Genomic DNA, 25850 nt, shown 5'->3' with positions numbered 1-25850 from the left:
AAATGCCTCGGTGTTTGAGGGGCAGGTCAGCCCAGCGACCACCACAGCAGCAAGCCACCGCCGAGTGTCATCAGGCCGAAAAACCGAAGCTGCCCGTCCCGCAGCTTCAGCATTTCACTGAACGTGCGGCGCCAGACCGACGGAGCCACCAAAGGCAGCAATCCTTCAAAAATGAGCACCAGCGCCACCGCCAGCCAGAGTGCCTCTGACGGTGGCCAGGTCATCAGCGGGCCAGGTTGCTGCTGCGCATGCCCTTAAAGAATTCAGATGACGGATCGATGACCATCACGTCCGACTTGCCGGCAAAGCTGGACTTGTAGGCTTCCAGACTGCGGTAAAACTGGGCAAACGCAGGGTCGCGGCCAAAGGCATCCGAAAAAGACGCCGCAGCTTTGGCGTCGCCTTCACCCTTGATGAGCTGGGCCGCACGGTAAGCCTCGGACACGATCACTTCGCGCTGGCGGTCGGCATCAGCACGGATTTTTTCACCTTCAGCAAAACCGGTCGAACGCAGTTCGTTGGCCACCCGCTTGCGCTCGGCTTCCATCCGCTGGTAGACGGATGCCGTGATGCTTTCAGCGTAATCGACTCGCGTGATGCGCACATCGACCACGTCCATGCCCCAAGGCTTGTCTGGGCTGCTCACGGCGTTCAGCACCTCTCGCTTCACGTCGTCCATGAGTTGCTCCCGACGGGTCGAAAGTAGTTCGTTCAAGGTGCGCTTGTTGACTTCTTCCTGGAACGAGTTGCGCACCACCCGGTTAAGTTGCAAAGCGCCTGCACTTTCGTTGATACCAACGTTGCGGATGTAAGCCTGAGGGTCGCTGATGCGCCAACGCACATACCAGTCGATCACCACGCGCTGCTTTTCGGCCGTCAGGGATGGCTCGGTGTCGGTGCTTTCCAGCGTCAGCAGACGCTTGTCGATGTACGACACGTTTTGAAACGGTGGCGGCAGCTTGAAGTTGAGCCCTGGCTCGGTCACAACCTGCTTGATTTGCCCGAGTTGAAAGACCACGCCAAATTGGCGCTGATCCACAACAAACAGCATGGAACTGGCGATGGCCAAGGCCACCAGCACAGACGTGATGAAAAAACCCAGTTTATTCATGTTGATTGCTCTCTTGTCGCTTGGGTTAACGTCTTGACTCAGCGACTTTCACGCTCACGCGAGCGCGCAGCGTTGGTGCTAGGAGCCGGTGCCGGGCTGGTCGTCAGCGGAACGGACGACGTCGGTGCGGCTGCGCCGGGTTGTGCCGTCTGGGCGGTCATTTGCATGATCTTGTCCAAAGGCAAATAAAGCAAGTTGGAGCCGGCCTTGGTATCCACCAACACCTTGGTGACGTTGGAATAGATTTCCTGCATGGCGTCCGTGTACATGCGCTCGCGGGTCACCTGTGGTGCTTTCTGGTACTCGGCCAGCACCGAGCGGAAACGTTGCGAATCACCTTCTGCCTGCGCCACGATGCGGGCACGGTAGCCTTCGGCTTCTTCCGTCAATCGCGATGCAGCACCACGAGCCCGTGGCACCACGTCATTGGCGTAGGCCTCGGCTTCATTCTTGGCTCGCTCGCGCTCTTGCCCGGCCTTGAGTACATCGTCGAACGAAGCCTGCACTTGCTCGGGTGGGCGCACACCGCCCTGCTGGAGGTTGATACCCACCACCTCAATACCCACCTTGTAGCGGTCAAGAATGGTCTGCATCAACACCCGAACGCGAGGCGCAATCTGGTCGCGCTCCTCAGCCAGCGCCGCGTCCATTTTCATCTTGCCGATCACTTCGCGAACCGCGGTTTCGGCGGCTTTCACCACCGACGCGTCCGGGTCACGACTCTCGAACAGAAATGCACGGGCATCGTTCAATCGGTATTGCACGGCAAACTTGATCTCGACAATGTTTTGATCAATCGTCAGCATGGCCGAATCGCGCAGGCCCGTCGCCGGCAACACCGTGTCCCGCCCAACGTCAACCGAGCGGATCTGGGTGACAAAAACCGTCTCATGGCGCTGGATCGGAAACGGCAAACGCCAGTTAAAACCCGCACCCACCGAGCTGTGGTACTTGCCGAACTGGGTGATGACAGCCTGCTGACCTTCTTGCACGATGAAGAAACCCGTGCCCAACCACACCAGCGCAGCAACACCTGCAACCAAGCCAACGCCGATGCCTGTGCTCTTGGGGCTGGGGTTAAAACCGGGCATGCCGCCGCCACCAGAGCCACCGCCACCGCCCTTGCCGCCCAGCAGGCCGCCGAGCTTGCGGTTGAAGTCACGCCACAGCTCGTCCAGGTCTGGTGGCCCTTGGTTGGGGCCCTGTGCCTTGGGCGGTCGTTGTTCGCGGGGCGGTTGACGCCCTTCGTCTTCACGACCCGCTTCAGGCTCCTTTGGGGCACCGCCGTCACCGTCTCCACGGCCCCAGCGAGGATCGTTCAAATTGAACATGCCGAGCAACGCGCGCACTGCCCCGCGACCAGAACCCAGCAGGCTACCGGTGTTGCGCGAATCGCGAGAAGAATTATTCAGGTTCACGTCCATGTGTTACCAACTTTTATACGAAACAAAACCACCACATTGTGCCCAATCAGGGCAGCGTATTTTCGGTACCGTCCAACGACCCTTGAACATCCGGGTACATGTCAACGGCCTGGGTCAGCACCCGCTCGGCAAGCATGCCGCGCAATTCGGCGAGGCCCTGCCCACTGCGAGCGCTCACATAGATACGAGGCACCGACTGTCCGTCCAGTTCCATCAAATCCACCAAAACCGACGGAATCGTTGCAGGATCCATCGCATCCAGTTTGTTGAACACCAGAACTTGCGGGATGTGGTCTGCGCCGATGTCTTTCAGCACGCCCATCACCGAGGCAATTTGCTCAGGATGTGCAGGGTTTGACGCATCCACCACGTGCAGCAACAGGTCGGCATCGACGGCTTCTTGGAGCGTGGCCGCAAACGCATCCACCAACCCGTGTGGCAGGTCGCGAATGAAACCCACCGTGTCAGACAATGACACCGAGCGCTCCGCCTCGCCCAAGTAGAGCTGGCGCGTCGTCGTATCCAGCGTGGCAAACAACTGGTCTGCCGCATAGGCACGCGCCTTCACCAACCCGTTGAAGAGCGACGACTTTCCAGCGTTGGTGTAGCCCACCAGAGAGATGTTGAACGCGTCACGGCGTTCGCGTTGTCGGCGCTGGGTGGCGCGCTGTTTTTTCACCTTGCCCAAGCGCTCTTTGGTGCGCTTGATGGCTTCACTGATCAATCGGCGGTCCAACTCAATCTGTTTTTCACCTGGGCCACCACGCATACCGATACCACCGCTCTGGCGCTCCAGGTGAGACCAGCGGCGCACGAGACGGGTAGAGAGGTACTGCAAACGGGCCAGTTCAACCTGCAGTTTTCCTTCATGGCTGCGGGCACGCTGGGCAAAAATCTCGAGAATGAGCAGCGTGCGGTCGTTCACCGGAATGCCCAAGTGCCGCTCAAGGTTGCGTTGCTGCGCCGGGCTCAACGCCTGGTCGAACAGGACTTCGGATGCACCCGTGGCCTGCGCCAGCAATTTGATTTCATCGGCCTTGCCCGAACCCACGAACAGCGCTGGATCGGGCGCCCGGCGTTTGCAGCTGACACGATCGGCGACGGTGTAGCCCGCCGTTTGAGCCAACAGGCCCAGCTCTTCGAGCTCTCCGTCAAAGTGGGGAAGGCCGAAGTCAACGCCCACCAAAATAACCGAGGGCGCAACAGAATTCGAGGGGGAGGAATTCAAATCAGTCAAGCTGGATGCAGTGGCGGCGTTTGACCGCCACTGTACGCAGCACGAGGTCTGGCGACATCAGGGACCGATTCAGGTGGCCGCAGGCTCGTCCGGAGCGGCGGCAGAAAACTGCACAGGGCGGCCAGGCACGATCGTGGAGATGGCGTGCTTGTACACCATCTGGGTCACGGTGTTGCGCAACAGCACCACGTACTGGTCAAAAGATTCAATCTGACCCTGAAGCTTGATGCCGTTGACCAGGTAGATCGAAACAGGAACGTGTTCCCGGCGAAGCTGGTTCAGGAAGGGATCTTGCAAGAGTTGGCCTTTGTTATTGCTCACGATATGTTCCGTGTTCAAATGAAGTTGATAAGGGTTCCACCTTACCACACTGGGCAACAGCAGAACCCACAACCCTTTTCACACCTCAGTCCTTGAAGGGATTGGTCGAGGTTTTGAATTCGATGCGCAACGGCGTGCCCACGAGGTCGAACGCTTTGCGAAAACGCCCTTCGAGAAACCGCTTGTAGGACTCGGGCACATGCTCCAGGGAATTGCCATGAATCACGATTACCGGTGGGTTCATGCCGCCTTGGTGCGCGTAGCGCAGCTTGGGCCGGAACATGCCGCCGCGCTGGGGCGCCTGAAACGCCACCGCTTCCAGCAACAGGCGCGTCAACACCGGCGTGGACATTTTGCGCATGGCTGAAGCGTGTGCCAGGCCAATCGACTTCCACACCGGCGCAAGGCCTTGCCGCTTCTGTGCCGAAATCAAGTGCAGCGAGGCAAACTTGAGAAAAGCCAGGCGGGTTTCAATTTGGCGCTCGACTTGTTCGCGCTGGTAAGCGTCCACCGCATCCCATTTGTTGATGGCGATGACCACCGCTCGGCCGCTCTCCAGAATGAAACCGGCGATGTGGGCATCCTGGTCGGTCACACCCTGCGTGGCATCCAGCAACAGCAAAACCACGTGGGCGTTTTCGATCGCCTGGAGCGTTTTGACCACGGAGAACTTTTCGATGGCTTCGAACACCCGGCCCTTGCGGCGGATACCCGCTGTGTCGATCAGCTCAAACTTTTGTCCATTGCGCTCAAACGGCACAGAGATGGCGTCTCGTGTCGTGCCCGGCATGTCAAACGCCACCAGCCGCTCTTCCCCAAGCCAGGCATTGATGAGGGTGGACTTGCCCACGTTGGGGCGCCCTGCCACCGCCAGACGGATAACGGTCGGATCGACAGGTTCTTCGTCTTCACCTTCCAGCGAAAACCCCGGGATACTTTCCAGCGCTTTGTCCAGCATGGAACGGATGCCCTGTCCATGCGCGCCCGACACGGGCATGACTTCGCCCAGGCCCAGCTCAAAGAACTCCACGAGCTGCAGGCCCTGGGTCATGCCTTCGGCTTTGTTGGCCACCAGCACCGTGGGCTTGCCGAGGCGACGCAGGTACTGCGCAATCTCGTGGTCCTGAGCGCTGATGCCAGCCCGTGCGTCCACCACAAAAATGACCACATCCGACTCGGCCACAGCCTGCCGGGTCTGCTTGGCCATTTCACGGTAGATGCCCTCGCTCGCGTCGGGCTCAAAGCCACCGGTGTCGATGACGATGTACTCACTCGCGCCCATGCGCCCGTTGCCATAGTGGCGGTCACGGGTCAGGCCGGCAAAGTCGGCCACGATGGCGTCGCGTGAACTCGTCAGGCGGTTAAACAGGGTGGACTTGCCCACATTGGGGCGTCCCACCAGAGCGATGACGGGTTTCACGGAAAAAGCTTTCGTTCAGGACACCATGTGCAACATGCACACGGTCATCAAATCGTTATTGGGGACGCCAGGCGAAGACACCGCCATTGCGCGTCTGCACCACCAAGGCGTCACCCGCGAGCACTGGCGCCACCAAAATGGCGGAGCCATCGGCGGTCATGCGGGTCATTTCGGAACCGTCTTCGCGCGACAGCAAGTGCACCAGACCCAGACTGTCCCCCACTGCCACCACGCGGCCAACCGCCAGCGGTGCGGTGAGGCCACGGTATTTCAGGCGGTCCACTAGCCAGCCGCTCCCGCCGCTGGTGCGCTGCCAGGCTTGCACACGTCCATCGGCCTCGGTGCCGAAGACCAAGCGGTCGTCTCCATGCAAGCCCGTGGTGCCTTGTGCGGGCCGCGCCCAAGCTACGGTGCCACGACCTGCATCAACACAAGCGACCGCGGCCGAATAGGCACGGGCGCAAACACTGTTGCCCACCCGGCTGACAGGGCCAACCACATCGACCAGACGCTCGACCTCGTTGGTACCGCGCGACGTGGCTACCGGGACGTCCCAACGGATCGAACCGTTGAGCGGATTCAATCCGGCCAGGCGGCCGGCCAAACCAGCCACCAAGGTATCACCCACGGCAATCAGGGCTCCGCTCTGGCTCAGCACCAGCGGCTCGGCAGGGCGCGACTGAGCCCACAGCCGGGCCCCCGTTTCGCCGTCAAAGGCCCGCACCGTGCGGTCTGCGGTCAACACGAACACGCGCTTACCAGCCACCAGCGGGGCTGTAAACGAGCGTGCAGGCAGGCGCACACGCCAAACTTCTTTGCCGTCGCGGATGGTCACAAGGTCGTTGCCTTGCGTGATCACTGCGGCCAAATCACCGTCTGAACCCACGCCTGCAGCTATCGGCTGGGACAGATTCAAACGCCATACGTCCTGGCCAGTCGCGGCGTCCAGCGCCACCACCGTGCCGGAACCGCCCGCAGCGAACACCCGTCCGGCCACAGCGCTGGGCGCCAGCATGGCGTGCGACGCACCCACCTGGGAAGACCAGGCCAAGGAGGTGCCCATGAGAGCGGCGACTGGCGCAAGCTGGGCAGGCTGGGGTTTCTCTGGGCTGGACGAGCACGCCGTGAGCACCAACGCGATCACGGCACCGGATACAACCCATGCAGAACGGCTCAGCCGCCCACGGACCCCAAGCAACGCGCTCACCGTGCCACCTCTGCCGTGTCGGCGAGGCTGGTCACAGCTACGCCCAGCGAGGCCAGTTTGACCTCCACCAGCCGGCGGTATTCCGCACGATCGCTCAGACCGCGCCAAGCCGCTTGGTACTGCGTCTTGGCCTCTTCCGTTTTGCCTTGGGCCATGAACACGTCGCCCCGGCGGTCGGCCACCAACGGCTCAAACGACTTCGGCACCGGTGCTTCCAGGGTCTTCAGGGCCTGATCGAAAGATTTGGCCTCGATGTCCAACCCCACCAGACGCAAGCGGGCCACGGCTTTGTAAGCGTCATCTGGAGCGCTCTCGGCCACCCAGGACAGCGCAGCGCGCGCGCCGTCGGTCTTGCCCGCGTCAAACAGTGTCTTGCCGGCCAGCAACCCGCCCTGTGCTGCGAAGGTGGTTCCGCCGAACTTGTCCTTCATGTCAGACAGCGCGCGTTCCATGCGATCGGCATCGCTGGCCAGTGCCGCGCGCTCTATTTCGTCGTAGAGTGCGGCCGCCTTGGTGGCCTGGCTGCGCTGCCAGTAGTTCCAACCATTCCAGGCTGCCATCGAGCCAAACACGGCGATCAGCACCCAGGTGATGAGGTTGCCGTACTGTGCCCAGAAGTGTTTGATCTGGTCGAGTTGTTCCTGCTCTTCGAGGTCGAGGTGTTTGGCCATGGGTGCTTGTCGGTGAATAACAGGGGATTGTAGGCGGCTGCCAGCAGCAGGTGATTTCGGTCAAGCGCCGCGCAGGCCGTCTGCCCACTGCGCCACGTCGGCCAGTGGCTGCATGGTCTGGGCTGGCAGATCGGTACCGGCCTCACCGGGCCTAGGGCCCCGCAACGGTTTCACGGCCACCATGCCCTGCTGCAATTCGTCCGCACCAAAGATCAAGGCAAAGCGGGCGCCACTGGCGTCGGCCTTCTTGAACTGCGATTTCATGCTCCCCATGCCCTCGGCACCGCCAGCGTGCATCTGCACCGACACACCAGCCTGGCGCAGCGCACGCAGCACCGGCATCACCTGCGGCACGCTGGCGGCATCGGGCACCACAGCGTAGGCATCTGGCGTGGGTTGTTCCGGCAAAAGGCCCTGCTCTTTGAGCAATTCCAGAATGCGCTCCATGCCCAGTGCCCAGCCAACCGCCGGCGCGGCTTTGCCACCAATTTGTTCAAACAGGCCGTCGTAGCGCCCGCCCGCGCACACCGTGCCCTGCGAACCGAGCTGGGTGGTCACGAACTCAAACACCGACAGGTTGTAGTAATCCATGCCACGCACCAGGCGAGGATTGATGCAGTAGGCAATGCCGTGAGCATCCAGCAAACCGCGCAGGCGGTTGAAATGATCGAGCGACTCGGCACCCAGGTGGTCCATCAGCCGTGGCGCGGCATTGACCAGGTCTTGCATGGCTGGATTTTTGGTGTCCAGGATGCGCAAGGGGTTGCTGTGCAGACGGCGCTTGGCATCTTCATCCAACTGGTCGGCATGGCCTTCCAGGTAGGCAATGAGCGCCTGGCGGTGGGCCATGCGCTCAACTGGCTGGCCCAGGCTGTTGATTTCCAGCTCGATGCCGGTCAAGCCCAGCTCGGCCCAAAGGTCGCAGGCCAGCACGATCAGCTCGGCGTCCACATCGGGCCCGGCAAAACCGAGGGCCTCAGCGCCAAACTGGTGAAACTGGCGGTAGCGCCCCCGCTGCGGGCGCTCATGGCGAAACATGGGGCCCATGTAATACAAGCGCTTGCCACCGTCGTACAGCATGGACGCCTCCACCACAGCGCGCACCACGCCGGCGGTGTTTTCAGGCCGCAAGGTGAGTTGTTCGCCGTTCAGACGATCCTCAAAGGAGTACATCTCCTTTTCGACGATATCGGTCACCTCACCCAAGCCGCGAACAAACAGCGCCGTGGGCTCCACGATCGGTGTGCGCAGGTTGCGGTAGCCATAGCGGCGCATCAGCGCGCGCAATGTATCTTCCAGCCACTCCCAGTGCGCGGACGCCGGGGGTGCTATGTCGTTCATGCCTTTGACGGCGGTCAGTTTTTCTGCCATGGATATTCTTGCGTTTGAGGCACGGCGCCTTGCTGGCGCGGGCCGCTGGGCGGCTTGCTGGACCTTCAAGGTCCGTTCAGTCAGGCTGCGGAGCCGTACCGTTTTTCAATGTAGTTTTCGACAATTTGCTGAAACTCGTGCGCGATGCGGTCACCGCGCAGCGTCAGCGCCTTTTCACCGTCAATATAGACGGGTGCGGCGGGCGCCTCGCCGGTGCCGGGCAGGCTGATGCCAATGTCCGCGTGCTTGCTCTCGCCGGGTCCGTTGACGATGCATCCCATCACCGCGAGCTTGAGATTTTCCACGCCTGGGTAGCGCGCGCGCCAGACCGGCATGGAGCCGCGCAAGAAGTCGTCAATTTGCTTCGCCAACTCCTGAAAGGTGGTGCTGGTGGTGCGACCGCAACCGGGGCACGCCGTCACACTGGGCACAAAGGCACGCATACCGAGCGCCTGCAAAATTTCCAGCGCAATCACCACCTCTTGGGTGCGCGACTCGCCCGGCTGCGGCGTGAGCGACACGCGAATGGTGTCACCAATGCCCTGCTGCAGTAGCACCGACAAGGCGGCAGCCGACGCCACAGCCCCTTTGGTGCCCATGCCAGCTTCGGTCAGACCGAGGTGCAGCGGATAGTCGCAGCGCTGCGCCAGCTCTTGGTAAACCGCAATCAGGTCTTGCACGCTGCTGACCTTGCACGACAGCGTGATGTTGTTGCCGCTGAGGCCGATGGCTTCGGCCTTTTTCGCTGAATCGAGCGCCGAGGTGATCAAGGCCTCGTACATCACCTGACGGGCATCCCACGGCTGGCTGCGTTTGGCGTTCACGTCCATCAGGCGGGCGAGCAGGTCTTGGTCCAGGCTACCCCAGTTCACCCCAATGCGAATCGCTTTGTCGTACCGTGCGGCAATTTCCACCATCTGGCCAAACTGGCGATCGCCCTTGTCGCCGCGACCGACATTGCCCGGGTTGATGCGGTACTTGGACAGCGCCTCGGCACAAGCCGGGTGATCGCTCAGCAAGCGGTGACCGTTGTAATGGAAGTCGCCGATCAGGGGCACGTCCACACCCATGCGGTCGAGCTGCTCGCGGATATAAGGCACGGCCTTGGCCGCTTCGTCGTTGTTGACCGTGATCCGCACCAGCTCAGAGCCGGCCAGGGCCAGTTCTTTCACCTGGATGGCGGTACCCACCGCATCGGCGGTGTCGGTGTTGGTCATTGACTGCACCCGCACCGGGGCACCACCGCCCACGGTCACGCGCCGGTCGCCCCAGGACACCACACCCGGACGGGTGTTGCGCTGCAGCACACGGCTCAGGGGAATGGGCCGCGCCTCCGCACTTTCAAGCGGGGCTGCGGTAGCCAGACCTAGGCGTTCGACAGGTTCCATGGTCATTTCACCTCAAAGCGGGCCACGCCATTGCGGGAGAAAGACGTGGTGTCAAATGCGCGTCCGCGCACCACCACCTCGGCGTTGTCCACCCGACCAACCACCACCGCGTAAGGCGGCGCTGCGGAAAAATCCACTACGTCGCCCGACTTGAGCATGCGCTGTATCACGACAACGCCGGTGCCGTTTGTCACTTCCACCCAGGAATCCCCGGTGGCGCGAATCATCAGCAATTTGCTGGCGTCGGCCGCTTCAGCTGCGGCAGTTGCAGAAGGGGTGGTCTGTGCCGCCACCGACGGCGTAGCCGCGGGCAATCCGGACAACAGCGCAGGCGCCAGGGCAACCCCGGTACCGCCTGCCTCGGCAGGCGCCGCAGGCTGGTCCTGCGAAGCCGTGTCAGGGGTTGCACCCTGTACGGGTTCAGAAAAAACGGGCGCCATCGATGGGCTGGGTGCCGCGTCGCCCAAGGGAGCGCTCGCTTCAGGCTCCGAAACCGTGGCCATATCGGGCAAAAACACCAGCACGAGCGCGCCGAGCATCAGCGCAATGGCGGCCAGCACCGCGGGGCGCGAAAGCCACCCTACCGGGTTGGCTGGTGCGCCACCAGAAGCCGCCTTAAAAGGCGTGTTGATGGCCATGCCTGAGTCACCCAGCTGGGGAGTCACCCCAGCGGGAATTTGCTCAAGAATGGGCGCTGGGTCCACTTTGAGTTGTCGGCAGGCGCTGGAGGCCAACGCGCGCGCAAAAACCATGTCGGGCAGTTCACCGTAGCGCCCTGCTTCCAGCGCTTCCAGTTTCTTGACCGGAACCTTCAAGGCGGCAGCCAGCGCCGCAATGTGCAGCCCTGCGGCCTCCCTGGCCTGGCGCAGCAGCACCGGACGGGGCGCGTCGCTGTTCGCCGTATCAGGTGCCGTCGCGCCTTGTGCTGACCAATCACTCATCGAACGCCCCACGCTGGTAAAAAGTCCACTCCCGCGACTGCGGGTAGCGGCGGCTCAACTGCTGAGCCAACTGCTGCATGGCTTCGGTGTTGCCGAGCCGGCGCTCCACCTTGATACCCAGCCAAAGCGTTTCGGCATTGGCGAGATCGGAATTGTTCAATCGCCGAATGTAAAACTGGGCCCGAGAGTCGTCACCGCGGCGAAACAACAAGGAAGCCAGGTTGTAACCGGTGATCGGGTTGCCGGCATCCAGCTCGTACGAGCGCGCAAAACTGCCTTCGGCCTCTGGGTATTGCCCCATGCGGGTCTGGCAAATGCCTTTGGCCATGTAGGTCTTGGCTTGGCCGGCGTAAACCGGGCTGGCGAGCGCACGCGTGAAAAGCTCAACCGCTTGCGCGTTGCGACCCAACTGGCATGAAAACCAGCCGTAGTTGTGCAGGGCATCCGGGTCGCGCGGGTTGATTTGCAGTGCCCGCTGAAAACTCTCTTCGGCCAGGCGGTTGTCATTCAGACGCATGTACACCAACCCACGCAAAACAAAGGCCGGGCCATAGGTCGGATCGGCAGCCAGCGACTGCTTGATTTCATCCAGGGCCACGGTGGTCTGGCCCTGCTCAAAATAACCCGAGGCCAGCTCCAGGCGCAGCCGTGCCCGCTTGCGGGCATCGGGCTCGTCAAAATCGGTGACCGGCTCAGCGGTAGCGGTCGCGGCACCCACCCCACCCGCGCAACCGCTGAGCGACAACTGCACCCATGCCAGTGGCATCAAAAGCAACAGCCAGGTCAGCGCGCGGCGCAAAGCGCCATCCAGCCTGAAGCCGTTCGGCGTCCGTGACCCAGGGCGAATCGCTTGTGTCATGTCTGTCTTTCTCGTGCTGAAGGATGGAACCGAATGGGCTGCTCGGCGGCTGTGCGCCGCTGGGCCAGTCGCTGCGCTGCGTTGGTGCGGTCCAGGACATCACCCGCCAACTGCCCGCAAGCGGCATCAATGTCGTCGCCGCGCGTTTTGCGCACCGTCGTCACCAGACCGCCTTCATTCAGGATCTGCCCAAATCGCAGCACCACGGCACGGGGTGAGCACTTGAGACCGGAATCCGGAAACGGGTTGAAGGGAATCAAATTGATTTTGCAAGGCACACCGCGTGCACCATGGCCTTTGACAAGCGCCAACAGCTGCTGCGCGTGCTCGGGCTGGTCGTTGACGCCATCGAGCATGCAGTATTCGAACGTGATGAAATCGCGCGGTGCGGCCGGCAGGTAGCGCAGACAGGCGTCCAGCAATTCGGCAATGGGGTATTTGCGGTTCAGCGGCACCAGAGAATCGCGCAGGGCGTCGTTGGGCGCGTGCAGCGACACGGCCAAAGCGACCGGGCAATCTTTGCCCAGCCGGTCCATCATGGGCACAACGCCCGAGGTGGACACCGTCACGCGCCGGCGCGACAAGCCGTAGCCGTGGTCGTCCAACATCACGCGCAGCGCGGGTACCAGGGCACTGTAGTTTTGCAAAGGTTCGCCCATGCCCATCATCACCACATTGGTAATGACACGCTCGGTTTTGCCCAGGTGCTTGCGCAAAAAATGCTCGGCGTGCCACAGCTGCGCCACGATCTCACCGGTGGTGAGGTTGCGCGAAAAACCTTGGTGACCGGTGGAACAAAAACGGCATCCCACAGCACAGCCGGCTTGGGATGAAATACACAGGGTGCCGCGGTCTTCTTCGGGGATAAAGACGGTTTCAACAGCGTTACCGCCGCCCACGTCAAACAGCCACTTGATGGTGCCATCCGCGGAATCCTGCCGTGAGAGCACAGGCAGGTCGGTGATGTGGCACACGGAGGGGAGCTTCTCGCGCAGGCTGCGCGCGAGGTCGGTCATCTCGTCGAAACGGGACGCCCCCTTTTGATGAATCCAGCGAAACAGCTGAACGGCACGAAACCGCTTTTCGCCCAGCTGTTCGCAAAAGACGGCCAAGCCTTCCAGATCGAAATCGAGCAGATTGGCCGTCATGAGAGCAACGTGGCGCTCACACGCCCCCTGCTGGCCGACACCCGCTGGGCGGACAGCGACACAACGTGGAGCGTGCTGACCATGTTCAACGCGAGTAAACGTTCATGCCAGCGAAGAAAAACGCGATTTCGGCAGCGGCCGTCTCAGCCGCGTCGGAACCGTGCACGGCGTTGGCATCGATGCTGTCAGCGAAATCGGCGCGGATGGTGCCGGCAGCGGCTTTCTTCGGGTCGGTAGCGCCCATCAGGTCGCGGTTTTTGGCAATGGCGCCTTCGCCTTCCAGGGCCTGGATCATCACGGGACCGGAGATCATGAAGTCCACCAGGTCTTTGAAGAAAGGACGCTCTTTGTGCACGCCATAGAACGCTTCGGCTTCGCCGCGCGACAGATGGGCCATGCGAGCAGCCACGACTTTCAGGCCAGCAGCTTCGAAGCGGGCGTAGATCTGGCCGATGACGTTTTTGGCAACAGCGTCGGGCTTGATGATGGAGAGGGTGCGTTCGATGGCCATGTTTTTCCTTGAATTGACAAATAAATGAGGGTGTTTTGCGCTAAGTCGCAAAGCCCATGATTCTACATTGCCCACATGAAATTCATGGGGCACGGGTTGGGCTACGGGCTACGCAAATCACCGCATACCGTGCCCACCGAGGCCGGGTCAGCGGCTGCCAGAGCGCCCACCACCCGAACCGCCACCGCTACCGCCCCGGCGGCGCCCACCCGCTGGGCGGCTGGACTCTTCCTCGCGCCGGCGCTGCAGCGCGTCCTGACCGATGTAGCCAAAGGACGTTTTCATCGGATCAGGCTGCGATGAGCCGCCGCCTGGCCCCTTGCCGCCTCGGCCCTTGGGTGCGTTGGCGTTGCTGGTGGGCATGGCAAACATGCTGCTGCGCCGCACTGCGGGGGCTTCACCACGGCTGCCCGCCGGGTTGCCGTAGTTGCGGCCACCGGTCTTGGGCGCCTGCTTGCCGCGAGCGGCCGGCTGGCGACCGCCGGGGCGGGCTTGCCGCTCGGCAGCTGCACCCGGGGCGGGCATGCCGGCGGCTTTCGTGAGCCGGTCAATATCTTGCTGGTCCAGCTCCACCCACACACCACGCTTGAGGCCGCGCGGCAGCATCATGGCGCCGTAGCGGATGCGGATGAGGCGGCTGACCGCATGGCCCACCGCCTCAAACATGCGGCGCACCTCACGGTTGCGGCCTTCGCCAATGGTCACGCGGTACCAGCAATTGGCCCCTTCGCCACCACCGTCTTCAATGCTGGCGAACTGGGCCATGCCGTCATCGAGCCGCACGCCATCGAGCAGGCGCTGCTTTTCTTCGTTGGACAAAGCACCCAGCACGCGCACGGCGTATTCGCGCTGCAGGCCAAATCGCGGATGCATCAGGCGGTTGGCCAACTCGCCGGAGTCGGTCAACAGCAGCAAGCCTTCGGTGTTCAGGTCCAGCCGGCCCACCGACTGCCACTTGCTCTGGTAAAGCCGCGGCAGGCGGCGAAACACGGATGGGCGGTTTTGCGGATCGTCATGCGACACCACTTCACCCGCGGGCTTGTGGTAGGCCAGCACGCGCGGCGGCGGCGGCGTCATGCGCACCCGAACCTGCTTGCCATTGACACGGATCACATCGCCCAGCTGGATGCGCTGGCCGACGTGGGCAGGCTCGCCGTTGACCGAAATGCGGCCTTCCAGGATGAGCTGCTCCATTTCAAGACGCGACCCCATACCAGCTTGCGCCAACACCTTGTGCAGCTTGGGCGACTCGGCTTGCGGCGCAAGCACCCGCTTGGTGGGCACGGGTAGATCCAGCTCTTGCTCGGCATCAAACGCACCACTCACGACGTCGTCGAACTGCAGCGCCTCAGGCTCCGCAGAGCGCTGGGGGGTTGCGGGTTTGGAGGCATCCGGTTGCGGTGCGGCAGCGGACGCGCCCACCACAGCCGAAGCCTCGGGCGCGGTATCTGGCGTGGCGTCAGGCGGATTGTTGGGGTTTTGTGCCGGGTTCATGGTGTTCCTGTGTGGAGGGTTCCAACAGCAGTGGGTCGGATACGGGGGCGGAGAAAAGGTTGCCAGGGGCCGCATCAGCAGCGCCTGCATCGGATGGTGTGGGCGCAGCGGACCCCACACCAGCCACGGCATCAACCGGGAGGTCGGCTGCATCGGGCTGAAGGCTGGAAGCAAGCGATTCGAAGTCCAGCCGGTCAAGCGCCGACTCCTGCACTTCGCTGCCGTCCAGGGGCGGCAGTTGGTCGAGGGAAGCCAGGCCCAGATCGTCCAGAAACTGGCGGGTGGTAGCAAACAAGGCGGGGCGACCCACCGTTTCGCGGTGACCGATCACCTCGACCCAGCCCCGGTCTTCCAGCTGCTTGAGGATCAACGAGTTGATGGTCACGCCGCGAATGTCTTCCATGTCGCCACGGGTCACCGGCTGACGGTAAGCAATGATGGCCAGCGTTTCCATGGTGGCCCGGGTGTACTTGGGTGGCTTTTCGGGGTGCAGCCGGTCAAGGTAGGGGCGCAATTCGGGGCGGCTCTGAAACCGCCAGCCACTGGCCACCTGAACCAGCTCGACACCGCGCCCCGTCCATTCAAGCTGAAGGTCGGCCAACAAGGATTTGAGCGTGTCGGAGGACACTTCCATCTCGAACAGCACGCCCAGTTCCCGCACCGTCAGCGGTTGGGGCGCGCAGATCAATGCGGTCTCTAGGACGCGCTTGGCATCCGCGGTATTCATCGTGTGTATCTGTTTAAAACCGGCTTGCGGCTGGGGCGGGGTCAAACACCATGCAACAACAACCCATCGTGGCGAGCCCGTCAAGGAGGGGTAGGCCGGGAAAGGCATCCGAACATCGGACTGCAGCAAGGATCAGCAGGCTTGTGTCGTCCAAAGCGCTGAAAAGCATCAGGAAGCTGGGGAAAGGAGGTGCTGCAGTGTCATGCACCTCACCAAAACCTGCAAACAGGTGTCTTTGGTATCAACCCAGCGATGCGAGATTGTACCGGAGGCCGCTTTGCTCCAGTGCATCCATGAAATCGGCTGGTGGTGCGGACTGAAAATCAAGCGCTTGCCCGCCTGTGGGGTGCTTCAGACGCAAGCGGGTGGCGTGCAGCGCCTGACGGCCCATGCCCCACAAGACCCGGCCGCCATACAGCGTGTCGCCAACCAAGGGGTGTCCCAGCCAAGCCATGTGCACGCGAATCTGGTGGGTGCGGCCGGTGTGCAGCTTGCAAGCCACCAAGCAGACCTGGTCAGAACCTTCCAGCCATGTGAACGTGGTTTGGGCTGGCTTGCCGGAGGTACCGTCCTGCAACACCACGGCCATGCGAAGACGGTTGCGGATGTCGCGCCCGATGGGCTGATCGACCCCCTGCTCCACCGCCCCGGTCCAACGCCCATGCCCCAGCGCCAGGTACTGCCGGTTGACCTCGCGCGCAGCGATGGCCCGCACCAGCGCTTCAACCGCCTGGCGGCTTTTGCCCACCAGCATCAGGCCCGAGGTGTCTTTGTCCAGCCGGTGGACGATGCCAGCGCGCGGCAAGCTGGCCGCGCCGGCGTGGTGAGCGAGCAAGCCATTGAGCAATGTGCCGCTCCAGTTGCCTGCGGCGGGGTGCACCACCAGCCCAGCCGGCTTGTTGATCACCAGCAGATCAGCGTCCTCAAACACCACGTCCAGCGCCATGGCCTGCGGGACAAACGCCATGGCCTGCTGCGTGGGACGCAACTCCACCTGCAGCTGGTCACCCGCTGCGATGCGGGCGGCCTGCTTGCGCAGCGCCGCGCCGCGCAGCTGCACGGCGCCGTCGGCCATGAGCTGCTGCAAGTAAGAGCGCGAGAATTCGGGGATCAGGCGAGCCAACGCACGGTCAATGCGCCAGCCGTGCATGTCGGTGGGCACCTCGCACAGGCGAATTTCGGCTTCTGCCAGCCCTTCTTCGGCCGCAGAGGCGCCATCCAGCGCATCATCGGATGCCTGCGTGGGCGGTAACACCCCCGTCGATATAATTTCAGTGGCCAAAACCTGGTTGTTCCGTTGTAAAGGTATGCGAGTGATGCTTCTGTCCAGATTATCTGCTGTGTCACTGTGTTGGATGGGCGCTGCCCTGGTGCTCGCTGGCTGCGCCGGCGGCAAGACGGTGGACGAAACCGCCGGCTGGAGCCCCAACAAGCTGTACACAGAAGCGCGCGACGAGCGGGATGCCGGCAACTTTGAGAAAGCCATCACGCTGTATGAAAAGCTGGAAGGCCGTGCGGCCGGCACGCCTTTGGCACAGCAAGCACAGCTGGACAAAGCCCACACACACTACAAAGCGGGCGAACCCGCACAGGCGCTTGCGGCCATCGACCGCTTCATGCGGCTGCACCCGTCCAGCCCAGCGCTTGACTACGCTTTGTACTTGAAGGGGCTGGCCAGCTTCAACGACAACCTGGGTCTGTTTGGATCGCTGTCGCGCCAGGATCTTTCTGAACGCGATCAGAAGGCGGCCAAAGAGTCGTTTGAAGCCTTCCGCGACCTGGTGACACGCTTCCCCGATTCGCGCTACACACCTGACGCGCGCTCGCGCATGACCTACATCGTCAACTCGCTGGCTCAGTACGAGGTGCATGTGGCCCGCTATTACCACACCCGAGGCGCCCACTTGGCCGCCATTGGCCGCGCACAGACCGCGCTGGTGGACTACACCGACGCACCGGCGCTTGAAGAGGCCCTGTACATCTTGGTCCAGTCTTACGACGCCCTGGGCATGACGCAGCTGCGCGACGACGCCCGGCGGGTCATGCTGGCCAGCTACCCGAACAGCGAATACCTGAGCAAGGGTTTCAAGAGCTCGAACGATCCCTGGTGGAAGCTCTGGTAAGCACGGCCCAACGGGCAATCAGCCCTGTGACGGCACACCTTGCACCTTCAGCGCCAGCGTGTTCAATGCCGACACCATGTCTGCCTCGTCCACCAGCCGCAGCATGGGCGGCAAGGCTGCCAACAGCGCGCTTCCGTAAGACCGCGTGACCAGGCGACGGTCTGCAATCACCAGCACGCCCCGGTCGGTCTCTGAACGAATCAACCGGCCAGCGCCCTGCCTGAGCGCCATGGCGGCTTCAGGCAAGTAGCAGCCGGCAAACGCACGCTGCCCCACCGCCTCCAGCTGGCGCGCGCGGGCTTCGATCAAGGGATCGTCGGGCGGCGGAAACGGCAGCTTGTCGATCACCAGCAACTGCAACACATCGCCGGCCAGGTCCACGCCCTCCCAGAACGAGGCCGAGGCCACCAAGATCGAACCGGGGGCCCCGGTCTGGATGTATCCGGCGGTGCGAAAGCGGGCCAGCAGCGTCCGTTTGGACATGTGCCCCTGACCCAACACCGACATCGGCGCACACCGCCCCTCGGCCACCAGCATTTGGAGATGCTCGGTCATGCGGTGGGCCGCTCTCAGGGTGGTGGTCAGCACCAGCGTGCGCCCACCCAATACCGAAGCCCAGCGCGCCACCGTCTCAGCCAGCGCCGGCGTGTGGGCGGCGTCGGCTGGCTCGGGCAACCCATGGGGTATGTACAGCGCAGCCTGGGCTGAGTGGTCAAAGGGACTGGGAACGCGCAGGGTGCGCACACTGGGGAGTGCGTCCAGGCCGAGGCGTTGGGTGAACCAGCTCAGGGCGTCATCGTGCCCCAGCGTGGCTGAGGTGAACACCCAGCTGCGCCCCTCGGCCGCATTGCCGAGCAACTCACCAAAAAACCCGGCGCTGTCCACCGGCGCCGCCACCAAGCGCCAAGCCATGGCAGGAGCCTGCCCGCCACCCCACTCCAGCCAGCGAATCAACCCGTCTTGCGGCGCATCAGCGGCTGCGGACTGCGTGAGCCGGGCCCACATGGCCTGTGTTCGCAACACCCGCTGGTGCAGGTGGACCAACTCGGCCGCGGCGTCACAGGTTTGCGCCAGCGCGTGTTGCACAGCGGACAGGGAGCCGGCAACGCCAGCCACCGCCAGGCGCCAGCCGCTCGCGTCCAGCCCCTCGGGCACTTGTTGCTGCCACCGGCTGCGCCGCCCACCGCCCGGCGCAGCGTGCAGCAACGGGGACACCTGCCGGGCTGCGTGCTCCAGCTCAAACGCCAGGTGGCTCCAGGGACGCATGCCGCGCGCCCATTGCTGCCCCAGGCTCGACACTTCGCGGGCGAGGTCGCGCAGCAGGCTGGAGCCCACAGACTGACCCAAAAACTGAACGCCGGCATCGTTCAACTGGTGCGCCTCGTCAAAAACCACCACCTCGGCGCGGGGCAACAAGCTGTCCCGCCCCGCCTCTTGCACCTCCTGATCGGCAAAAAACAGGTGGTGGTTGATCACCACCCAGTCGGCTTGCAGCGCTTCGTGGCGTGCCCGGTTCACATGGCATTGCGCCAGCCGGGGGCACGCGCCGCCCAGACAGTTGTCGCGGGTGGAACTGATCAGCCCGCGTAGGGGCGAGGCCTCGTCCAGGCCGGGAAGCTCGGCCAGATCACCACTGACCGATGCCATGGCCCAACGCTGCACCTGCTCCAGGCCCGCGGTCAGCGCCGGGTCTCGCAAGCCCACGCGCGCACCGCTTCTCGCCTGCTCCAGGCGCTGCACACACACATAGCTGGAGCGGCCCTTGAGCAAGGCCGCCCGCACCGGCACGCCCAGCGCCCGACTCACGGCGGGTATGTCGCGTGAAAAAAGTTGGTCTTGCAGCGCCTGGGTGGCGGTGGACAACAGCGCCCGCCGGCCACTCAGCAACACCGGCACCAGATAGGCAAACGTTTTGCCCACCCCTGTGCCCGCTTCCACCACCAGGCAGTCCCTGGCATCCACCGTGCGGGCCACGGCAGAGGCCATGTCCAGCTGGGCCGGGCGCGGGCGCAGGCCATCCGTGCTGCGCGCGAGCGGCCCACCCTCGGCAAATGCGGCCACCACGTCCAATTCCAGAGCCGTCAAACAACCTCCGCAGCGCTTGCCACACCACCCTTCAGCGGGCCATATGACACACCCAACCAAGGAACGAGCCGCGGTGGGGCGTTCATGAAAGTTTTGATCATAGATGGCGGGGCCTGTAGGCTTTAGTGGTTACCATCAGATTCATTGTTTGCACGCTGCTCAAGTCGCTCGGCGGAACTCCCCCAGAACGACGGCACACCTTGCCTCCGGCAGGGTTGGGGCGCTCACCTCACTACTGCAAAACCCTGCTATGTCAAAAGGCTACCGCATCCAGGCATCGACCGGCATTCACCGCGGCGATCGCGACTACCAGCAAGACCAGGTCTGCTTGCTTCACCACCCGCGCCACACAGGCTGCCTGCTCGCGGTGGTGGCCGATGGCATGGGCGGGCGCAGCGGGGGGCGCAAAGCGTCAGACCAGGTGATGCTCACGGCCCGCCAGTTGTTTGAACGGTACGACCCTGACACCGACGATGCCTCGGCGCTGTTGCGTCAAATCGTTGAAGAGTCGCACCTGGTGATCAAGCTCACGGCGGTTTCAGCCGAACAAGAGCCACACAGCACCATCGCGGCCTTTCTCATCAACCCAGGCGGTGACAGCCACTGGGTGCACGCAGGCGACTCCCGCATCTACCACTTCCGCAACGGGAAAATGGTGTTCCGCACCATGGACCATTCGTACGTTCAAACCCTGGTCAACCAAGGTGAGATCAGCGAAGAGGACGCCTTGGACCACCCCCATTCAAACATTCTGATGGGCTGCCTGGGCACCGACAACGACCCGCCCGTGGACATCCATGTGGTGCCCCAACTGATCCCGGGCGACGCGATCATGTCGTGCAGCGACGGCGTGTGGCACTACTTCACACCCGAAGAACTCGCCAGCACCATTGCCATGTTGTCGCCCCGAGAGGCCTGCGAGTTCCTGATTCAAAAGGCGCGCTCACGCTCCAAGGGCATGGGCGACAACCTGTCGCTCACCATCGTCAAAGTCGATCCCCTGACTTGACCTGACCCACCCTGGAAGCTGTCGTGGCCGAGCAGCCTCGCGCGGCTCAGGTCAGCCCGGTATCGACCGTGCGGTGTTCCAAGGCCAGAAATTCGGCAGACTGCATCTCACCCAATCGGGATACCGTGCGTGGGAACTCATGGGACATGGGACCCTCGACGTAAAGCAACTCTGGCGCCACAGCAGCCGACATCACCAGCTTCACACGGCGGTCGTACAGCACGTCAATGAGCCAGGTGAAACGCCGCGCTTCGGACGCCTGGCGCACCTGCATTTGCGGCACATTCGACAGCAACACCGTGTGAAACTGGGTGGCGATTTCGAGGTAATCGTTTTGCGATCGTGGCCCACCGCACAGCGTGCGAAAGTCAAACCAGATCACGCCACCCGCGCGGCGCACAGCACGGATCTGCCGCGACTCGATGTGCATCACCGGGTCCTGGTCACCCATTTCCGCCAGCTGCACAAAGCTCTTTTCCATGGCCGCATCGGCCTGCGGACCGAGCGGGGTGTGATAGAGGTCGATGAGGGCCAGCGTTTGCTGGCGGTAGTCGGTGCCGTTGTCGACATTGATCACCTCCAGCTTCTGCTTGAGCAGTTCAATGGCAGGCAAGATCCGGTCGCGGTGCAGGCCGTTGGGGTAGAGCCCATCGGGATGAAAGTTGGAGGTGGTCACAAAACCCACTCCCGCCTTGAACAGCGCGTCCAACAAGCGGTGCAAGATCATGGCGTCGGTCACGTCCGCCACGTGAAATTCGTCAAAGCAGATCAGCTTGTAGCGCTTGGCCATGCGCAGGCCCAGCTCGTCCAGCGGGTTCACCGTGCCCTGCAGCTCGCGCAGTTCGCGGTGCACTTCGCGCATGAACTCGTGAAAGTGCAGCCGGGTTTTGCGCTTGATGGGCACCGCATTGAAAAAGCAATCCATCAAAAAGCTTTTGCCCCGCCCCACCCCACCAAACATGTAGACCCCACGCGGGATCTCAGGCTTGACGAACATTTTTTTCAGCGCATTCGAACGCTTTTGCTTGTAGTTCGTCCATTCGGTGGCGCACCGCTCCAGCGCATCAATGGCGCGCTGCTGGGCCGGATCGGTGGCGTATCCGCGCTCCTTGAGCGCGGCCTCATAAGTGGCCTTGACGGACATATCAACCTGTTCACATGGTGTTTCGGGGAAGCATGCCACACAAGCAAAAACCCCGCGGTACCGGTTTCACCGGGCCGCAGGGTTTGCCGCCAAGCAGGCGGTGGCCGCTGGCCGCGCCGAAGCGCGGCACGGATCAGAAATTCAGCGTGCGCTTGTCCACCGCCAGCGCAGCTTCCTTGGTCGCTTCCGACAGCGAGGGGTGTGCGTGGCAGATACGGGCGATGTCTTCGGCGCTGGCTTTGAACTCCATCGCCACCACAGCCTCGGCAATCAGCTCAGAAGCCATGGGACCGACGATGTGCACACCCAGAATTTCGTCCGTGGTCGCATCGGCCAGGAACTTGACCATGCCAGTCGTGTCGCCCAGCGCGCGCGCCCGGCCGTTGGCGAGGAACGGGAAGGTGCCCGCCTTGTAGGCCACGCCATCGGCTTTGAGTTGCTGCTCGGTACGGCCCACCCACGCAATTTCGGGGCTGGTGTAAATGACCCAGGGAATGGTGTTGAAGTTGACGTGCCCGTGCTGGCCGGCGATGCGCTCAGCCACCGCCACGCCCTCTTCTTCTGCCTTGTGCGCCAACATGGGGCCACGCACCACGTCGCCCACCGCCCACACGCCGGGCAAGCTGGTTTTGCAGTCGGCATCGACCATGATCGCGCCGCGCTCGTCCAGTTGCAGGCCCACGCCCTCAGCGTTCAAACCGATGGTGTTGGGCACCCGGCCAATGGACACGATCAGCTTGTCGGCATCCAGCGACAGGGCTTCGCCCTTGGCGTTGGTATAGGCCACGCTCACGCCCTTCTTGGTGGTCTTGATGTCGCCCACTTTCGCGCCGAGTTCGATCTTCAGGCCCTGCTTGTCAAACGCCTTCTTGGCCTCCTTGGCAATCTGCTCGTCCACCGCGCCCAGGAAAGTCGGCAGACCTTCGAGGATGGTGACGTCCGCGCCCAGGCGGCGCCAGACCGAGCCCATCTCCAGGCCGATCACGCCGGAGCCGATCAGCGCCAGCTTCTTGGGCACAGCGCCGATGCGCAGCGCGCCGTCGTTGGACAGCACGGTCTCTTCATCGAATGGCACGCCCGGAAGCGCGCGGGCATTGGATCCGGTGGCGATCACGACCTGCTTGCCGGTGATCACTTCGTCTTTGGTACCGGTGACCTGGATCTCATAGCCACCGTCAGCCGCCTTGGCAAACGACCCGCGGCCATGGAAGAAGGTGACCTTGTTCTTCTTGAACAGGTAGAGGATGCCGTCGTTGTTCTGTTTCACCACGGTGTCCTTGCGGCCCACCATCTTGGCCACATCCATGGTCACCTTGCCGGTGCTGATACCGTGGTCGGCGAAGTGGTGGTTGGCGTGCTCGAAGTGCTCGGACGACTGCAGCAGGGCCTTGGACGGGATGCAACCCACGTTGGTGCAGGTGCCACCCGGGGCCGGGCCGCCTGCGGCGTTCTTCCATTCGTCGATGCACGCGACCTTGAAGCCCAGCTGGGCTGCGCGAATAGCGGCGATGTAGCCACCGGGGCCGGCGCCGATCACGACGACGTCAAATGCTTGAGACATTTTCTTTCTCCAAAACTAAATTAAATCCAACCTAATGGGATTGAGTGGCTCAAGAATCTTTAGGAATGCCCGCCGCACTTCTTGAAGCTGCTTGGTTGAGAGCTGTATCTCCCAACCAGCATGGAGACACTCGCCAGCGATTTCAATGGACTCAGACGGTCGCCCGAGTTGGTGTACCAAAGCATTCCGAGCCTGAAAAGCGGCCCTGCATGTAACCCACTCTGGCGCTGTCAAAGACAAAAAACAGAAGCGCGTAGCTATCGCCTCCTTGCTGAGCACCTGAGACTCAAAGAAAGCCTCCGCAGTGCTTCGCTCACGCCCTCGTGCTGCCATCCAATGATCTTGAATGTTTTTAAGAGTCTTCCTGAACTCATCACCCGGAACGAACACTTGATCATCCAAGCCTTGCTTTTTCCGGTCAGCGAGAGCGAAGACCAATGCGACGTTCTTCAGACACGCTTCGAAAGCTGAGCAATATGAGGTCAGCATTTCGCGAAGTATCGGCTGACGGTCTTGTTTACGAGCCCAAGAAGCAAACTCCTCTGCCTCTTCAGCCAATTCCTCGACAAGCTCCTTGAGCTCAATGTCTTGTTGACTCAAGCTCTTGCTACGGCGCCCATCCAGAATGTGCTTTTTGTCTTTCGCCGAAAAGTAGTGCTGCTGAAGTTCAAGAGATCCTTTGAAAGATCCCCACAACACGAATCGAGCGCCTACTGAATGAAGAGCCTGAGAAAACTCCTCATAGGCGTTGTCGAGCAAGCGGCTAAGCGCCACTTGCTCAACACTAGGCTGACTTTCAGCCATCTTGTCGATCAGATGTCGAAGAGGAGGCGGGCCGGATCTTCCAGCGCTTCCTTCATGGCCACCAGGCCCAGCACGGCTTCGCGGCCGTCGATGATGCGGTGGTCGTAGGACATGGCGAAGTAGTTCATCGGGCGCACCACGACCTGGCCGTTCTCGACCATGGCGCGGTCCTTGGTGGCGTGCACGCCCAGGATGGCCGACTGCGGCGGGTTGATGATGGGGGTGGACATCATCGAGCCGAAGGTGCCGCCATTGGAGATCGAGAACGTACCACCGGTCATCTCGTCGATGCCCAGCTTGCCATCCTTGGCCTTCTGGCCGAACTCGGCGATCTTCTTCTCGATGTCGGCGAAGCTCATCTGGTCGGCGTTGCGCAGGATGGGCACCACCAGGCCGCGCGGCGAACCGACGGCGATACCGATGTCGAAATAGCCGTGGTAGACGATGTCGTTGCCGTCAACCGAGGCGTTGAGGATCGGGAACTTCTTGAGGGCGTGCACAGCCGCCTTAACGAAGAAGCTCATGAAGCCCAGCTTGACGCCGTGCTCCTTCTCGAAGCGCTCTTGCATGCGCTTGCGCATCTCCATGACCGGGGCCATGTTGATTTCGTTGAAGGTCGTCAGGATGGCGTTGGTCGACTGCGACTGCAGCAGACGCTCGGCCACGCGGGCACGCAGGCGGGTCATCGGCACGCGCTCTTCCGGGCGGTCGCCCAGGTCGGGCGCCACCACCGCCACCTGCGGCAGCACCTTGGTCGGCGCGCCGGTGGGAATGGCAACGGGAGCGGCTGCCGCGGGCTTGGGTGCGGCCGCAGCGGCCAACACATCGCCCTTGGTCACGCGCCCGTCTTTGCCGGTGCCAGCCACCGAGCCGGGGGCCATGCCACCGTCGGCCATCAGCTTGGCAGCGGCTGGCATGGCCACGCCAGCTTTGGACTGCGATGCAGCCGCAGCGGCAGGGGCAGCGGCCACGGGGGCGGCCGCCACGGCAGCGGGCGCAGCCGCCGCAGGTGCTGTAGCGCCAGCAACGGCGGCGGTGTCGATACGGGCGATCAGCTGCTCGGCGGCCACGGTGGCACCGTCGCCTTGCAAAATTTCGACCAGCACGCCGCTGGAAGGTGCTGGACACTCCAGAACGACCTTGTCGGTCTCGATTTCAATCAGGGTTTCATCGGCGGTGACAGCGTCACCCACCTTCTTTTTCCACTGCAGCAGGGTGGCTTCGGCCACGGACTCAGAGAGCTGAGGAACTTTGACTTCTACGATTGCCATTTGAATTACCTGTTCTTTGCGTT

The 25850-nt window shown here is 62.6% G+C and carries 24 protein-coding genes; 2 read left to right on the top strand and 22 right to left on the bottom strand.

Translation table 11 applies throughout. The annotated features are described in order from the left end of the window. Positions 1-26 precede the first annotated feature (26 nt). The 17 genes from AC0GNR_RS00865 to AC0GNR_RS00785 all read right to left on the bottom strand — a co-directional run bounded on the left by AC0GNR_RS00865 (position 27) and on the right by AC0GNR_RS00785 (position 17112). Positions 27-224, bottom strand: coding sequence for a DUF2065 domain-containing protein (locus tag AC0GNR_RS00865; RefSeq protein ID WP_472899125.1), 198 nt, complete (start codon positions 222-224; stop codon positions 27-29). Continuing rightward, entirely contained in the window at positions 224-1111 is an 888-nt protein-coding gene (gene hflC, locus AC0GNR_RS00860) for a protease modulator HflC (RefSeq protein ID WP_472899124.1), read from the bottom strand. Before hflC ends, AC0GNR_RS00865 begins: the two co-directional genes overlap by 1 nt. Before the next feature lie 38 nt (positions 1112-1149). Next, on the bottom strand, positions 1150-2442 hold the full coding sequence (gene hflK, locus AC0GNR_RS00855) for an FtsH protease activity modulator HflK (RefSeq protein WP_472899298.1): 1293 nt from the start codon (positions 2440-2442) through the stop codon (positions 1150-1152). Positions 2443-2581: 139 nt separating this feature from the next. Further along, positions 2582-3763, bottom strand: coding sequence for a GTPase HflX (gene hflX, locus AC0GNR_RS00850; protein WP_472899297.1), 1182 nt, complete (start codon positions 3761-3763; stop codon positions 2582-2584). A 78-nt stretch (positions 3764-3841) separates the two neighbouring features. Next, positions 3842-4111, bottom strand: coding sequence for an RNA chaperone Hfq (gene hfq / locus AC0GNR_RS00845; protein ID WP_472899123.1), 270 nt, complete (start codon positions 4109-4111; stop codon positions 3842-3844). Positions 4112-4178: 67 nt separating this feature from the next. Continuing rightward, complete coding sequence (gene der, locus AC0GNR_RS00840; protein WP_472899122.1) at positions 4179-5513, bottom strand: ribosome biogenesis GTPase Der; 1335 nt, start codon at positions 5511-5513, stop codon at positions 4179-4181. Between the two features lie 55 nt (positions 5514-5568). Next, positions 5569-6657 carry an outer membrane protein assembly factor BamB gene (bamB, locus tag AC0GNR_RS00835; protein WP_472899121.1) on the bottom strand — a complete coding sequence of 363 codons (1089 nt, stop codon included), beginning with the start codon at positions 6655-6657 and terminating at the stop codon, positions 5569-5571. 59 nt (positions 6658-6716) lie between these two features. After that, positions 6717-7391: a YfgM family protein gene (locus AC0GNR_RS00830; protein ID WP_472899120.1), complete on the bottom strand. Its 675-nt coding sequence runs from the start codon at positions 7389-7391 to the stop codon at positions 6717-6719. 60 nt (positions 7392-7451) lie between these two features. Further along, complete coding sequence (gene hisS / locus AC0GNR_RS00825; protein WP_472899119.1) at positions 7452-8762, bottom strand: histidine--tRNA ligase; 1311 nt, start codon at positions 8760-8762, stop codon at positions 7452-7454. 80 nt (positions 8763-8842) lie between these two features. Continuing rightward, entirely contained in the window at positions 8843-10150 is a 1308-nt protein-coding gene (gene ispG, locus AC0GNR_RS00820) for a flavodoxin-dependent (E)-4-hydroxy-3-methylbut-2-enyl-diphosphate synthase (RefSeq protein ID WP_472899118.1), read from the bottom strand. A 2-nt stretch (positions 10151-10152) separates the two neighbouring features. Continuing rightward, complete coding sequence (locus AC0GNR_RS00815) at positions 10153-11091, bottom strand: RodZ domain-containing protein (RefSeq protein WP_472899117.1); 939 nt, start codon at positions 11089-11091, stop codon at positions 10153-10155. Then, entirely contained in the window at positions 11084-11950 is an 867-nt protein-coding gene (pilW, locus tag AC0GNR_RS00810; RefSeq protein WP_472899116.1) for a type IV pilus biogenesis/stability protein PilW, read from the bottom strand. The genes AC0GNR_RS00815 and pilW overlap by 8 nt, the downstream gene beginning before the upstream one ends. After that, positions 11947-13098 carry a dual-specificity RNA methyltransferase RlmN gene (gene rlmN, locus AC0GNR_RS00805; RefSeq protein WP_472899115.1) on the bottom strand — a complete coding sequence of 384 codons (1152 nt, stop codon included), beginning with the start codon at positions 13096-13098 and terminating at the stop codon, positions 11947-11949. Before rlmN ends, pilW begins: the two co-directional genes overlap by 4 nt. Positions 13099-13183: 85 nt before the next feature. Beyond that, on the bottom strand, positions 13184-13609 hold the full coding sequence (gene ndk / locus AC0GNR_RS00800; protein WP_472899114.1) for a nucleoside-diphosphate kinase: 426 nt from the start codon (positions 13607-13609) through the stop codon (positions 13184-13186). Positions 13610-13756: 147 nt separating this feature from the next. Continuing rightward, positions 13757-15103, bottom strand: coding sequence for a pseudouridine synthase (locus tag AC0GNR_RS00795; RefSeq protein ID WP_472899113.1), 1347 nt, complete (start codon positions 15101-15103; stop codon positions 13757-13759). Beyond that, the gene (gene scpB / locus AC0GNR_RS00790) at positions 15069-15830 is read right to left on the bottom strand and encodes an SMC-Scp complex subunit ScpB (RefSeq protein WP_472899112.1); all 762 of its coding nucleotides are present in this window, start codon (positions 15828-15830) and stop codon (positions 15069-15071) included. The genes AC0GNR_RS00795 and scpB overlap by 35 nt, the downstream gene beginning before the upstream one ends. Before the next feature lie 241 nt (positions 15831-16071). After that, the gene (locus AC0GNR_RS00785; RefSeq protein ID WP_472899111.1) at positions 16072-17112 is read right to left on the bottom strand and encodes an RluA family pseudouridine synthase; all 1041 of its coding nucleotides are present in this window, start codon (positions 17110-17112) and stop codon (positions 16072-16074) included. 34 nt (positions 17113-17146) lie between these two features. Between AC0GNR_RS00785 and AC0GNR_RS00780 the strand changes: the two genes are divergently transcribed. After that, positions 17147-17953 carry an outer membrane protein assembly factor BamD gene (locus AC0GNR_RS00780; protein WP_472899110.1) on the top strand — a complete coding sequence of 269 codons (807 nt, stop codon included), beginning with the start codon at positions 17147-17149 and terminating at the stop codon, positions 17951-17953. Between the two features lie 18 nt (positions 17954-17971). On the opposite strand, the gene AC0GNR_RS00775 is transcribed toward AC0GNR_RS00780, so the two are convergent. Next, positions 17972-20038: an ATP-dependent DNA helicase gene (locus AC0GNR_RS00775; protein WP_472899109.1), complete on the bottom strand. Its 2067-nt coding sequence runs from the start codon at positions 20036-20038 to the stop codon at positions 17972-17974. Positions 20039-20288: 250 nt separating this feature from the next. On the opposite strand from AC0GNR_RS00775, the gene AC0GNR_RS00770 reads away from it, so the two are divergent. Next, on the top strand, positions 20289-21047 hold the full coding sequence (locus AC0GNR_RS00770; RefSeq protein ID WP_472899108.1) for a PP2C family protein-serine/threonine phosphatase: 759 nt from the start codon (positions 20289-20291) through the stop codon (positions 21045-21047). 46 nt (positions 21048-21093) lie between these two features. On the opposite strand, the gene zapE is transcribed toward AC0GNR_RS00770, so the two are convergent. The 4 genes from zapE to odhB all read right to left on the bottom strand — a co-directional run bounded on the left by zapE (position 21094) and on the right by odhB (position 25827). Then, positions 21094-22191, bottom strand: coding sequence for a cell division protein ZapE (gene zapE / locus AC0GNR_RS00765; protein WP_472899107.1), 1098 nt, complete (start codon positions 22189-22191; stop codon positions 21094-21096). Between the two features lie 133 nt (positions 22192-22324). Further along, positions 22325-23752 carry a dihydrolipoyl dehydrogenase gene (gene lpdA, locus AC0GNR_RS00760; protein ID WP_472899106.1) on the bottom strand — a complete coding sequence of 476 codons (1428 nt, stop codon included), beginning with the start codon at positions 23750-23752 and terminating at the stop codon, positions 22325-22327. Between the two features lie 15 nt (positions 23753-23767). Next, positions 23768-24556, bottom strand: a complete 789-nt coding sequence (locus tag AC0GNR_RS00755) for a hypothetical protein (protein WP_472899105.1) — start codon at positions 24554-24556, stop codon at positions 23768-23770. 8 nt (positions 24557-24564) lie between these two features. Continuing rightward, entirely contained in the window at positions 24565-25827 is a 1263-nt protein-coding gene (gene odhB, locus AC0GNR_RS00750) for a 2-oxoglutarate dehydrogenase complex dihydrolipoyllysine-residue succinyltransferase (RefSeq protein ID WP_472899104.1), read from the bottom strand. Positions 25828-25850: the final 23 nt, after the last annotated feature.

The sequence above is a fragment of the Hydrogenophaga sp. LT287 genome (assembly GCF_055702805.1).
The sequence above is the reverse complement of the archived record's forward strand: the minus strand, read 5'-3'. Positions and strand labels throughout refer to the sequence as shown.

Coding starts and splice junctions, on each gene's coding strand:
- lpdA (WP_472899106.1), bottom strand. CDS start 23,752: ATGTCTCAAGCATTTGACGTCGTCGTGATCGGCGCCGGCCCCGGTGGC.
- AC0GNR_RS00770 (WP_472899108.1), top strand. CDS start 20,289: ATGTCAAAAGGCTACCGCATCCAGGCATCGACCGGCATTCACCGCGGC.
- AC0GNR_RS00795 (WP_472899113.1), bottom strand. CDS start 15,103: ATGAACCCGGCACAAAACCCCAACAATCCGCCTGACGCCACGCCAGAT.
- AC0GNR_RS00830 (WP_472899120.1), bottom strand. CDS start 7,391: ATGGCCAAACACCTCGACCTCGAAGAGCAGGAACAACTCGACCAGATC.
- hflK (WP_472899298.1), bottom strand. CDS start 2,442: ATGTTCAATTTGAACGATCCTCGCTGGGGCCGTGGAGACGGTGACGGC.
- zapE (WP_472899107.1), bottom strand. CDS start 22,191: ATGTCCGTCAAGGCCACTTATGAGGCCGCGCTCAAGGAGCGCGGATAC.
- pilW (WP_472899116.1), bottom strand. CDS start 11,950: ATGACACAAGCGATTCGCCCTGGGTCACGGACGCCGAACGGCTTCAGG.
- hisS (WP_472899119.1), bottom strand. CDS start 8,762: ATGGCAGAAAAACTGACCGCCGTCAAAGGCATGAACGACATAGCACCC.
- ndk (WP_472899114.1), bottom strand. CDS start 13,609: ATGGCCATCGAACGCACCCTCTCCATCATCAAGCCCGACGCTGTTGCC.
- hflC (WP_472899124.1), bottom strand. CDS start 1,111: ATGAATAAACTGGGTTTTTTCATCACGTCTGTGCTGGTGGCCTTGGCC.
- rlmN (WP_472899115.1), bottom strand. CDS start 13,098: ATGACGGCCAATCTGCTCGATTTCGATCTGGAAGGCTTGGCCGTCTTT.
- ispG (WP_472899118.1), bottom strand. CDS start 10,150: ATGGAACCTGTCGAACGCCTAGGTCTGGCTACCGCAGCCCCGCTTGAA.
- scpB (WP_472899112.1), bottom strand. CDS start 15,830: ATGAATACCGCGGATGCCAAGCGCGTCCTAGAGACCGCATTGATCTGC.
- AC0GNR_RS00755 (WP_472899105.1), bottom strand. CDS start 24,556: ATGGCTGAAAGTCAGCCTAGTGTTGAGCAAGTGGCGCTTAGCCGCTTG.
- AC0GNR_RS00780 (WP_472899110.1), top strand. CDS start 17,147: ATGCTTCTGTCCAGATTATCTGCTGTGTCACTGTGTTGGATGGGCGCT.
- AC0GNR_RS00815 (WP_472899117.1), bottom strand. CDS start 11,091: ATGAGTGATTGGTCAGCACAAGGCGCGACGGCACCTGATACGGCGAAC.
- odhB (WP_472899104.1), bottom strand. CDS start 25,827: ATGGCAATCGTAGAAGTCAAAGTTCCTCAGCTCTCTGAGTCCGTGGCC.
- AC0GNR_RS00865 (WP_472899125.1), bottom strand. CDS start 224: ATGACCTGGCCACCGTCAGAGGCACTCTGGCTGGCGGTGGCGCTGGTG.